Origin of the sequence: Ruegeria lacuscaerulensis (assembly GCF_013034685.1) — a bacterium.
GTDB lineage: Bacteria > Pseudomonadota > Alphaproteobacteria > Rhodobacterales > Rhodobacteraceae > Ruegeria > Ruegeria lacuscaerulensis_B.
The window spans coordinates 83,765-95,940 of the sequence record NZ_WQGO01000009.1; the positions used below are offsets into that span (position 1 = coordinate 83,765).

8 protein-coding genes are annotated in these 12,176 nt (G+C 57.8%); 6 read left to right on the plus strand and 2 right to left on the minus strand.

Annotated features, from left to right (window positions below; genetic code table 11):
* Window positions 1–41 precede the first annotated feature (41 nt).
* The 6 genes from xrtT to GOV80_RS19380 all read left to right on the plus strand — a co-directional run bounded on the left by xrtT (window position 42) and on the right by GOV80_RS19380 (window position 9,476).
* Complete coding sequence (gene xrtT / locus GOV80_RS19355) at window positions 42–1,463, plus strand: exosortase T (RefSeq protein WP_170787197.1); 1,422 nt, start codon at window positions 42–44, stop codon at window positions 1,461–1,463.
* 20 nt (window positions 1,464–1,483) lie between these two features.
* Window positions 1,484–3,520 carry a VIT and vWA domain-containing protein gene (locus tag GOV80_RS19360; RefSeq protein WP_170787199.1) on the plus strand — a complete coding sequence of 679 codons (2,037 nt, stop codon included), beginning with the start codon at window positions 1,484–1,486 and terminating at the stop codon, window positions 3,518–3,520.
* Window positions 3,517–4,266, plus strand: a complete 750-nt coding sequence (locus GOV80_RS19365) for a response regulator transcription factor (RefSeq protein ID WP_336510179.1) — start codon at window positions 3,517–3,519, stop codon at window positions 4,264–4,266. The genes GOV80_RS19360 and GOV80_RS19365 overlap by 4 nt, the downstream gene beginning before the upstream one ends.
* Window positions 4,267–4,295: 29 nt before the next feature.
* A complete protein-coding gene (locus tag GOV80_RS19370; protein ID WP_170787201.1) occupies window positions 4,296–5,816 on the plus strand; it encodes a histidine kinase dimerization/phospho-acceptor domain-containing protein in 1,521 nt (506 codons plus the stop codon).
* A gap of 538 nt (window positions 5,817–6,354) precedes the next feature.
* Window positions 6,355–8,985, plus strand: a complete 2,631-nt coding sequence (locus GOV80_RS19375) for an Ig-like domain-containing protein (protein WP_170787203.1) — start codon at window positions 6,355–6,357, stop codon at window positions 8,983–8,985.
* A 284-nt stretch (window positions 8,986–9,269) separates the two neighbouring features.
* A complete protein-coding gene (locus GOV80_RS19380; protein WP_170787205.1) occupies window positions 9,270–9,476 on the plus strand; it encodes a hypothetical protein in 207 nt (68 codons plus the stop codon).
* Between the two features lie 62 nt (window positions 9,477–9,538).
* Here GOV80_RS19380 and GOV80_RS19385 read toward each other — a convergent pair whose 3' ends face one another.
* Together GOV80_RS19385 and GOV80_RS19390 are read right to left on the minus strand one after the other, a co-directional pair.
* Window positions 9,539–10,879 carry a hypothetical protein gene (locus GOV80_RS19385; RefSeq protein WP_170787207.1) on the minus strand — a complete coding sequence of 447 codons (1,341 nt, stop codon included), beginning with the start codon at window positions 10,877–10,879 and terminating at the stop codon, window positions 9,539–9,541.
* A 206-nt stretch (window positions 10,880–11,085) separates the two neighbouring features.
* Entirely contained in the window at window positions 11,086–12,120 is a 1,035-nt protein-coding gene (locus GOV80_RS19390; protein ID WP_170787209.1) for a helix-turn-helix transcriptional regulator, read from the minus strand.
* Window positions 12,121–12,176: the final 56 nt, after the last annotated feature.

Sequence of the window (12,176 nt, forward strand, 5' to 3'; positions counted from 1 at the left end):
CATCCGCCGCTGGTTTGCACATCAAGGTGTGACAAGGCGGTATGGAACATAACCGATCTTACCTACTGTGGGCCGGGTTGGCCCTTGCATCCGCCGTATTGGCGATCGAGCCCGTCCTGTGGCTGATCCAAAGCTGGCGCGATCCGTCTTACCAATCCTATGGCGCGCTGTACGGCCTGCTGCTGGCCGGTCTGGTGCTTCTGTCTCTGACAAGTTCTCGCCCGCAGGGGCCGGACCGGCGCGGGCGGGTCTTTGCCGTCTTCCTGGGTGCGGCCTGCGTTCGCTTGGGGGGGCAGGTGCTGGCCATCAATATCCTCAGCGCATTGGCTCTGGCGTTGGATGTCTTTGCGTTGGCCGTTTTCCTGCGACTGGATCAGCGACGCATTGCGCTGTCGCCCATGTGGTTGGCGGCGCTGTTTCTGTTCTGCCTGCCGCTTGGACCGATCCTTGAGCGGGTGGCAGGGTTTCCGTTGCAGGTGATGTCCGCCCACGTGGCGTGCGCAATGCTGTCGCCCTTTTTCCCGGACCTGCTATGCGAAGGTGTCAGGCTGCGTGTGGGCGGCGTGGATGTTCTGGTCGATCTGCCCTGCTCGGGCGCGGTGGGTCTGTTGCAGCTTGTCAGCCTTTGGGCCTGCCTGAATACGTTTTACCGTCCGGCGTTTTTGCCCGCACTGGGCGAAGGTCTGTTAATCGCAGCAGCAACGGTGCTGGGCAATGGCCTGCGCATCACCCTGCTGGCGGCGGGTTTGGCGCAAGGGGTCGACACGATGGCCCCCACGTTGCACAGCCTGATCGGGCTGGGGACACTGGCGCTGATCGCCTTGACGGTTGTGCTGCTGTACCGTCCGAAACCCGCCCGGCCCAGACCTGCGCGGATCACAACGTTTTCCCTGCCGCGCGTCCTGCATTTCCCAGCGGTTGTATCGGCGCTGGGTTTGTCGCTGGCAATCGTCAGTGCCCCGCGCGCGCCGGTCGATCAATCCGCTCTGGTGCCCCCGACCGAACTGCCCGGTCAGTTGCTGGGACACCCCGCGCAAGAGGTCGCACTCTCTGACGTTGAACGCGCCTATTTCGCGACCTATGGCGGCACGGCGCGCAAAGTACAGTTCGGCCCCATGGGGGTGAATGTCGTACGCACGACTTCGCCCCTGCGCCACCTGCATTCTCCGGCCGCCTGCCTGCTTGGTATGGGCTATCAAGTGCGGTTTCTGGGCACCCGGTTCGATCCGCTGCCCAGCTCGGTTTACGAAGCAACGGGCCCGGACGGGCAGGTCTGGACGGTCGCGGTCAGCTTTGTCTCGGGCGATGGTCAGCGCACCGCTGGCGTGGGCGAAGCCGTCTGGAGCTGGCTGAACGGCTCATCCCGCGAATGGCGCTCGATCCAGCGCATTACCCCGAAATCCATGTCAGATTCGGACCGCGCCGCCTATGAGGCTGCGGTTCTAGCCGCCCTTGATTTGTAACCCTTGCTCAGGAGATCCAAATGCGTGCCCTTTTCCCTGTGATGATCCTACTTGTCTGGCCGATGGTGGCCGCGGCCAAACCCGACCCCGCCGACGTGGCCGGGCGCGTTGTCGCCCATGCTGGCGACCGGGTTTTCGATCTGCCCCTGCTGGACAGCGCCCTACATGTCACCATTCAGGGCGATATGGCGACAGTTGAACTGCGGCAGACGTTCCAGAACCCAGCGATGGTTCCGGTCGAGGCTGAATACCTGTTCCCCCTGAACCAAAAAGCCGCCGTTTACGGGATGGAGATGCGCGTAGGCGATGAGTTGGTACGGGCCGTGATCCGTGAAAAAGCACAGGCCGAGGCAGAGTTCGATCAGGCCGCGTCCGAGGGCAAGGCGGCTGCGCTGTTGACCCAGCACCGCCCCAACATGTTCACGCAGAGGATTGCCAACCTGATGCCGGGGCGTCCGGTCGAGGTAACGTTGCGCTACGTCCAGATGGTGCCCAAGATCGACGGCCAGCATGAGATGGTGATCCCTCTGATCGTCGGCCCGCGCTATCAAAGCCCGCTAGACACTCCTCGGCCTGAGCTGGCCAGTGCCGAGGACATTCCGCTGGAAAACGCCACGTGGTCTGTCAGCCCGATCCCCGCCTATCCTCCGGTCGCGGGGCTGGACCTGCCCGATACTGTGACGTCCGAGCGGGTCTCGCTGGATGTCTCTCTGACTGCTGGGGTTGAGCTATCTGGGTTTCACAGCCCGACCCATCCGTTGCAAATCGATCAGGACCAAGAAAGCCTGACTGCCCGGTTTGCCGATGGCAAAGTCATGGACAACCGCGATCTGGTGCTGCGCTATACGCTGGGTGGGGCGGAGTTGCAGGCGGCAACCCTGTCCCATCATGACGAGCGCGGTGGCTTCCTGTCGGTTTTGATCGAACCCCCGGCGGTCCCGGACGAGGCCACAGCAACCCCGCGCGAGTTGGTCTTTGTGCTGGACACCTCCGGCTCGATGGGCGGGGAGCCGATGAAGGCCAGTAAACGCTTCATGGATGCTGCCTTGCAAGGGCTGCGGGAGGGGGATCATTTCCGCATCATCCCGTTTTCCAACACGGCACGGCATTTTTCGAACACTTCGACCCGCGCAACCCCGTCGAATATCCGCAAGGGGCGTGATTTTGTGCGCGGCCTGTCCACAGGGGGTGGGACCGAGATCGACAATGCGGTTCGCGCCGCCTTTGCGACCGACTCGCCCGAGGGCGCGATCCGCATCGTGGTCTTTCTGTCCGACGGCTATATCGGCAACGAGGCGCGGGTTCTCAAAACCATTCGTGGCCAAATCGGTCAGGTCCGTATCTATGCCTTCGGGGTGGGCAACGCCGTGAACCGCTACCTTCTGGACTCCATGGCGGAAGAGGGGCGCGGCTATTCCCGCTATGTCGCGCTGGACGAAGACGCGCTTGAAGTGGCAGAGACTCTGGCTGCAAACCTCAAGTCGCCTCTGCTGACAGATCTTGAGATCGACTGGGGCGGATTGGAGGTGCAGGATGTTACGCCAGCACGTCTGCCCGATCTGTTTGCGGGCAACGGCCTACGCTTGATGGCGCGCTACGACGGTGCTTTTGAGGGCGAAATCACGTTGAAAGGGCTGGTGCAAGGCCGCCCCGCGCAGATGCCGGTCAAGCTGTCACTGACCGAAACCGAGGGCGATGCCGCACTGCCGCTGATCTGGGCCCGCGACCGGATCGGCGTGCTGGAACGACAGATCGCGGTCGGGGATCGCGCCGGGCAGGCCGAGGCCGAGATCACACGTCTGGGGCTGGCCTATTCGCTGCAAACCCGGAACACCTCATTCGTGGCCGTGTCGCAGCAAATCGTCAATGACAGCGGGCAGATGGCTGTGCAGGCCGATGTCCCATTGCCGATGGTGTCCGGTGTGACAGCCGCGGCCTATCCCTCGCAGGGCTTCGCCGGGTCATCCTCGCCCGAGCCGCAGGCGATTTTGGGTCTGATCATGGTCGCGGCCATGACCGTATTGGGTCTGCGTCCTCGGCGGGCGCGACGGGTATGAGGTCGCTGATCGTGCAGGTTGATATGGACATCGCCCGGATCGCTTGTCAGAACCTTCTTATGGAAGCGCATATCCTGATTGTTGATGATGACCCCAAGATCCGCGATGTGATCCGCATCGCCCTGAAAGGGGCGGGTATGCGTACAACCGAAGCCGCGAACGGGCAGGCTGCGCTGACCCATGTCGGACGTGAACCGATCGATCTGGTGCTGCTGGATATCGGGATGCCTCAGATGGATGGGTTTGAATGCTGCAAGGCCATTCGGGCGCGATCGGACCTGCCGATCCTGTTCCTGACCGCGCAGGATGACGAAATCGACCGGGTTCTGGGTTTTCAACTGGGTGCCGATGATTTTGTCGCCAAACCCTTCAGCCCGCGTGAACTGGTGCTGCGGATCAAGGCCATTCTGTCCCGTGGCCGCCGCTCGGCCTCGCGCCCTTTGCGCACGGGCGGGTTGGAGCTGGACATGGCCGGTCACACCTGCCGCATCGAGACCACGCCGGTCGATCTGACGGCGACCGAGTTTCAGTTGCTGTATTCTCTGGCCGAGCGTCCCGATCAGGTGCATGACCGAAATGCGTTGGCCCAAAAACTGTATGGGACAGGCACGCAATTGTCCGGGCGCACGATTGATAGCCACGTGCGTAACATTCGGGCCAAAGCGTCTCAGGCCGGGTGCGCAGATATCATCCAGACGGTCCACGGCGTCGGTATCAAGCTGGGCGCATGTACGTGCGACAGATAGGCACGATCCGCCGAAAATGGCGCCCGTCGATGGCGTTTGTCGTCGCGCTGGTTTGTGTGGCTTTGGTCTCAATTCCGCTGGCGGCCATGATGACGGTGCAGCTAACCTCGAACCAGTTTGTGCGGGAAACCGAACAGGTGCTGCTGAAACAGGCTGCAGTCTACGCAGAGATTTATCGCACCCGCTTTCAGGCCATGGACGGACCCGAGATCGGCCCTGAACTTGCGCCCGAAATGCAAGAGTTTTGGGCCGCCGAGGTCCGCCCCATCCGGGCCCAGATAAACGTGCGCCGCGACCGGGTTCTTCCGCCACTGCCGGAGGGACCAAAGGTCGGGGCGATATCCGATCCGCGTCATGAAACAGTTTTGCCGGGCATGGCCGATCTGGCCCGGTCTGCGGGCAAGAGCACACTGGCCGGGGTGATTTTTCTGGACCATCAGGGGCAGGGCACCGGCGAGGCGGGGTTGCGTGCTTTCGCCGATTTGGCCGAAGTGCAGCAAGCATTGACTGGTCGTGTCGGTACGGCGTTGCGGGCGCGTGCAGATGAATTTGACCGCCATCCGCTGACCTCGATCAGTCGGGATACGGGGTTTCGGGTGTTCGTGGCCTATCCCGTTCTGGCACAGAATCGTGTGATCGGGGTTGTGCTGCTGTCCCGCACGCCGCTGAACCTCAGCAAATTTCTGTACCGCGAACGAGACGCGCTGATCATAATGGCGCTGTTCACGCTAAGCGGTGCTGCATTGATCGGATGGCTTTTGCACCGGTTGATGTCCCGTCCGGTTCGGGGCCTGCGGGATGAGGCGCGCCGGGTGGCTTCGGGGGATACCCCTGTCTCGGACCCGCTTGCACATTACGGGATGCGGGAACTGGCCGATCTTGGTGAAAGCATGTTGTCGATGGCCGATACGTTGCAGGCCCGATCACGTGAGATTGCGATTTATACCGATCACGTGACGCATGAACTGAAATCCCCAGTCACCTCGATCGCTGGAGCCGCTGAGCTTTTGTCCGAACCTGCGCTGTCGCCTGAAGATCGCGCCGGGCTGCTGGACAATATCCAGACCGAAGCTGCGCGCATGAACACTCTACTGGGCCGGCTGCGTGAGCTAAGCAAGTTGCGGCAAGCCCCGAAATCGGGTCCGGGTCTGTTGCCTGCCATGCTGCCCGCTGTGGAAGGGCTGGAAATTCGGATTGCCGAGGGTCAGAACCTGATGCTGCCGTTGTCAGAGGAACACGGGAAGGTTGTTTTGCTGCACATGGCTCAGAACGCAAGGTCCCACGGTGCTACCGAGGTGATCTTGTCTTATTCTGATAGTGTCCTGCGGGTTCTGGATAACGGTGAAGGGATTTCACAACACGACGCAGACAGGCTAACCGAGCCCTTCTTCACAACGCGTCGCGAAGAAGGCGGCACTGGAATGGGTCTTGCGATCGTTGCCGCGATCCTCGAAGGCTATAGGGCCACGCTGAAGGTTGAGCCTTCAGATATGGGGGCAGAATTCCGAATTGAATTCGCGAAAAATAGGCCCGGCTTACAGCAATACTGACCAGACATTTCACGACGTGTGAAAGGCATAAAGTAACGCGCAGTGTTTCGAATCAACTTGAGACTATGGGCTCGAGAAATTCGGCAAAAATTGGGCAAAATTGTGGCAATAATTAGGCTATAGGTTCGGCAGTCCTAAACCGGGGATAGATTGAGAAGCACCGCGAAATTGCAGATGGTCTGATACGGGAAGTTTGGGGTAAGCGCCTAATTTGGCTTGGTATTCAGATTGGGCCTATTTGAACCCTGAATGGTTTGTAACGTATAGAGCAAGCGTTATTTGCAAGGCCTGTCAACTCGACCTGCGCTTTCAATCATTTGAATTGAAATGGATTTTTTGATACTCTCGGGGCGAGGCTGGGTAATTAGACCTAAAGAGCCAACAGGGTGCCGTTTACTGGAGTTTATTGACATCGCGTCAGATGTTGAACGGCACAGTCACAAAATTTGCGCGTCACGAGTTTGGCGAATTGCGCGCTGTACGGCTTGGTAGCTTGTGCGGCCAAGACTGCTTTTGTTTTTATTTTGGGGGCAAAATAATGGCTATTCCTAACGCAATGGACGACATCGGTTTATTCTCTGTCAGCGAAGACGATGTTCTAAAGGTTAATCCAAGCAACAGTGTTCTGGACAACGATACGGATACCGATGGGGATGGCCTGGCGGCCAGTATCACCGGCAATCCTCAGAACCCGCTGTTCGACTTTAAGACGAATGGAACGTTCACCTATGACGCCCGCTATCATGGCGTTTTGTATATAGACACCGATGGCACCGACCCAACGCTGAGTGACATGACTGATGGTGACGTCACGCTGACCAACGGGTTCGACTCGTTGGGGGCAGGGGCCATCGTCTACGACACCTTCACCTACGAGGCCAATGACGGCCAGGACGGGGATGAGGCGACGGTCAGCGTCATGATCCTCGGCGAAAACGATGACCCGGACGCGGTCGATGACGCGGTCGAGTTCGATCAGGACACGACCGACAATGTCAGTATTGATGTCGTGTTCAACGACACGGATGTGGATATCTGGCCCACGGCTGACAAGCTTGACCTTGAGGTCATCGGAATTGCAGACATCGCGGATGAAGCCGGCCCGGCAGGTGGCTCGGACAATTCACTGGGCGACGGGTTGATGATCACGACCGATACCGGTGGCACAGTTCAACTGGATGCGGGCACTGGCGAGTTGGTCTACACCGCTGCTGAAGGCTTCTTTGGCATCGATACGTTCGAATACACAGTCAGCGATGGCAATGGCGGTGAAGATACGGGCGTTGTCCGCGTCACTGTTTTGCCCGGCAATGAGGCGCCCGACGCTGTGGACGACACACGGACCATCAGCGAAGACGCGGGTGAAACCAGTATGGCAACTGTGTTGGGCAATGACACAGATGTCGATGACGCGCCGTTGATTGCTGCTGAATTGTCTACAGATATCGGCAGCGCCCTGACGCGCGTGGATGACATGGGCAACCCCATTGCGGGCAACACCGGTATTTTGGTCGATTTCAACGCAGACGGCACCTTCGACTATGACCCCAATGCTGAGTTTGAAAGCCTGGGTGTTGGCGAAACCGCCTATATCGAGTTCGACTACATTGCCTATGACGGAGAGGGCGCCTCGGACTCTGCGACGGTCACGATTGAGGTTCAGGGTCAGAATGACGGCCCGAACGGTTCGAACGGGTCGGCGACGGTTTATGAACGTGGCTTGTCCACTGGAACACAGCCCGAACCGAACACAATACCCGACTCGGGGAGCAATTCAGACATTGTCCAAACGATTGACCTGAACATCAGCGACCCGGACACAAATGACATGCCGTTTCTGTCCAGCACATCAGCCGCGATGAACTATACCCCTGGCGACGAGATCGCGGGGCTCTATGGGACATTGGCGATCAACAATGACGGAACGGTGACGTATACGCTGACCGGCTCTGCCGAACATGACACGGACGGCGTAACCGAACAGGAAATGTTCACCGTCTATGTGCTGGACGGAAATGGAGGCTCCAAGGCGCTGACGGTTACAATTGACGTCAAGGATGACAGCCCCTATCTGGGCAATTCCCCGGTTGCGGATGAAGCCAGTGACAATGACGTCGAAGGCAACACAGTGGGTGCTCCGGTCTCATTCTCGTCCGACACAAACAACACCACGTCGGATACGTTCGACTATTTTGAAGGTGCCGATGAGGCGACGTTGTCGGTGACAGCCGTTCCCGCGCGTTTCATGTTGTACGACAGCGATCCCGATGCGCCGGGCGGCGAGGTTTATGTCGACTCGGTCTATGATCCGATGACACAAACCGTCACGGGGACGATAGACGGCGGAACGCTGGATGATCAGGATCTGTACACTCTGGTACTGAACGACAGTGCTGGTTCGAATACCGGATCCTACCAGTTCACCATGCTTCTTGATCCGCCCTCGGACCTGCTGGACCTCGATTTTGACGCGGTCAGCGCCGGTGCGCCGCAAGATGAGTTTATCTTTACTAACCTCGGCAATCTTACGTTCGACGGTGGTTCCGGGAGTGTTGTTGAAGGTATGACCAATGGCCAGACCTCATACAATCTGGGGGCCTCTTTCAATACCGAAGCAGGCGATGGCGACTATCGCTTGAACCCGAACAGTGGCGGTGGCTTTGGAATGGGCGACGGGAATATCGAGATCAACGAGGTCATCGAGATCACCAACATCAACTCGGCAACAACCACAGGGTTCGAGCTGGACGTGACCGGCAATGGCGGTGGCGTACAAGGCAATGATCCACTGGATCTGGTTTGGGAGGCTTGGGATACCAGCGTCGTTCCACCCGTCTTGATCGACAGCGGGCGGATTGACCTGACCCAGATGACCACAACCGACAAGACGGTCGAAGATGTCGCGATTCTGCCCAGTGGCACCTATGACACGCTCTACCTCGCGTTTGATGGCGTCGACAACAACGACAAGCTACGGATCAACAACTTCCAGACGCTGACAACAATCGAAGTCGATGACTTTGATTTGGACTTTACCTTGGCGGCAGGGGAAGACGCCTTGGATGGCGTCGACCCGACCGGTGACGGTGACGTGGCAGACGGAAGCCCGGCAAGCTTCACGATATACGTGGATGGCACCGACGAAGACTCCGTATTCTCAATTGTTTAAGGCAAAATCCAATGAGGCGGTCAGTATGCACTGGCCGCCTCAGCTTGACGATCTAAAAAATACCCGCTGACAGTTTTATTGAATCGTGCATGCGGGAATTTGAGGGTAATTTGCAATGTTTGAGGTGCTGATCGTCGCGCCAAGCGGAACAATTCAAGCCGTTTTCAAAAAATTATCCGCAGATTTGGATCAAAAAATAGCCGAAAACGGGGGAAGTTCACGGATTAACATTGGGTTAATTTGGCCCCCGGTAAATTGCAGGTGTAGTTGTTAAAGAGTTGAGCATGGTTAAGCTGAACAAATATCTGACAGAGCTGTTTCCGGTCGAATGGAAGTCTTCTATTCCGGGGTTGAAAACGACCGGAGACGGCTCTTCTAAGTCCATCCGGCTAGGGCTGGAACTGGCTGTTCCTGCATCTGTTTTCTTTCTGTTGCTGGCCTATTGCCTGCACAAAGCCAGTGTCGAAAACTACGTTTCCGTTCTGATGTGATGCATCCAGTCCGCTTTGGGCTGGTAGCCAAGCCTAAGTGATTTGTCGCGGACGAACAAAGATCACGCCGCGGATTTCTCGGCTTTTTCCATTTCCTTAATGATCAGCACGCGCAGGATTTCGCGGAACTTATCCATGTTCCGTTTGAGCAAGGTTTCCATCAACGAACTACCCAGGCCAGCGTCCATTAAGAATTTCGCCGCAGCCTTGCCCAATTTGACGTTGTCCTCGCCCATAAGCTCTTTGGGGCCGCTTTTGAGCCATGGCAGAAGCAGTTTCTCAAGTTCCATTTTGCTAAGAACCTTCAGCATTGCTGACGTTCCAAGCTGGGTTGCAAAACGGCGCAATGCCAGAGGCAGCAGACGCTCGGGCGCGACCGAACGGATATAGACTTCAAGGCCAAGCTGCCCGCCGCGTTTTTCCAGAACCTTGGCCGCTATCTTCAATTCGGCGTTGATTATGCCCTTGGGCACGAGTCTGGTTGCCGCGCGTTCCGACCACGTTTTCAAAAAGGCCGGGCTAAGGGCACTGGTTGTGATATAGGGGCGCGCAAGTTTGACTACCCCACCCACAATCAACCCTGCAGCAGCCCCCGTGATCGCATTCTTCACCATTCTTTCGCTGATTTCTTTTGTCGACATCTGCTTTTCGCCTGCGATTTCACGGCCAATGGCGTCGTAGCCGTCAAAGGCCAACCCTGTAACGGTGGCGGCTGTGGCGTTCAGAACGATCCCTGCGCCCAACCCGGCCGGAGGGCAGGCGGTCAGAATAAGCGCGCAGGTCGCGAATTCACCCGCCGCTCGCACATATCCCGCCTGTTTGATCTTTTTCGCCGTGGCATCAATCAGGCCATGAACCCATGCGATGACGGCATTGTTGTAATTCACGACAGCCGCGTCGCAGGCGACCAGGGCTTTCTTGAACCCCTTGTAGTCGCGCCCGCTGACGGTTTTGGCCAATGTTTTGTAGGCCGCCGCTGCTTTGGTGTAGTAGGGGCGCGGATCTTCGGCGCGGCTTACCGCGTTGATGAACGTGTAGACATAGCGCTGTTGGTTGTTGATCTCGATCTGGGCATTGTGACGATCACAGGCAGCGTAGAAATTGATCCGCTGATGTTCCAGCGCGCGGTCCATTACGCGATGGACCTCTTTGACCGTAGCTTTGTAACCGCGTTCATCCAGCAGAACATTGCGCTTACCGTCCGAGACCACATAAGCCTTTGTTTTCGGGTTAAGAACCCAAACGACTTCTCCCTTTTTGAGCGCTTCACCTTTCTTCAGACGCACCGAGACTTTCTTGTTCTTGGAATATTTCAGGATCGCGTTTTGATCCTTGATTTTATATTGCTTTACGATCGAGGCCAGCGTGCCGCCGTCCTTTGCCTTATGCGAAATCCAAATCACGAAGCGTTCCTCTCCAATCCAGCTGGCAAAATGGGATCAGAGGGCAACTTCCCGCCATCCTCCCGCGGGTGCATGCACAACCAGGCCGCCACTGAGCCGATCTGCCGTTCAATAGCGGTAAGCTATGTGGTCCAAGTGTCCGGGTTGTGTCGCATGTTGTATCAATTGTATCAGCCGTGCCGAACGCTCCGATTGCCCCTTGTCGTTTATGAATTGGTGCCCGTAGTTGCCTTGGTGCGCGGGGCAATGGATGGCGCGTATCCCACCCAAGTTTTGAACGCTCGGGTAAAGTTGGCCATGTCGCTATACCCCAGCCTGTGGGCGATCTCGGTCAAGCCCAAATCCGTATCGCGCAACAAGCTTAAGGCGCGGCGATGACGGACCTTGCTCAGCAATGTTCGAAAGGACTGCCCTTCAAGCGTCAGGCGCCGTTGAAGAGTGCGCTTACTCATGCTCATGCGACGTGCAACGGAGTCCAGTTCAGGGGTGCCTTCAAACATATCCAGCAGGATGCAGGCCTCCAACGCGATAATGAAGTCGCTGCCGGGCGCTGTCATTTTTGCCTGAACATCCGCCCAGCACATAGACGCCTCAGCCATGCTGTGTTGCAATGGCGGCGTATCCAACTCAATAGCGGTCAGCGGCAGGGACAGCGCCGAGCGGCCGTAAAGCGGCTGACACTGCAACAAATCGCGTAATTCATCCCCTTGGCCTCGGTCGGGGTAGTCAATTTCGATCCACCGCGGTCGCCAGCTAGGACCAAGGAAGCGTCGGACAAATCCCAGCATCAATGGGATGTTGTGGTCGCTGTGGGCGCAGATGGGGACGTCATCACCGCGCGGGACGAAATAGCGCATGATTCCGCCGCTGCGCATTTCAACCAACCAAACGCGGGGGCCGTTCTGGAACAGGGGCATGGCCCGCGCAAGACGATGAATCCCTTGACGCAACGTAGGGGCCTGACCGGCAAATTCGAACCACGGACCAATTTCCGCCCCGGACATGCCAAGCCCGACATGCAATCCGAAAAACGGGTGGCCCGACACGCGTTCAGCCTCGGCAAAAACACCGACCATTGCCGATAGCGGGATTCGCACAAACCGATCGTTCAGCACATCAATCGGAATGTTGGCCCGTTCAAAGACTCGCTCAACCGCTGCCGGTCCGGCGCAGCTTTGCAGCCGGTCCGGCAAATGTCCCATCCCGGCTGCGGTCGTGGTGGCGGTTTTTAGTTTTGACATCGTTAATGCTGATTTTATCTATGTATTACTTTGGAGACGGAGCAAATTATTGAGGT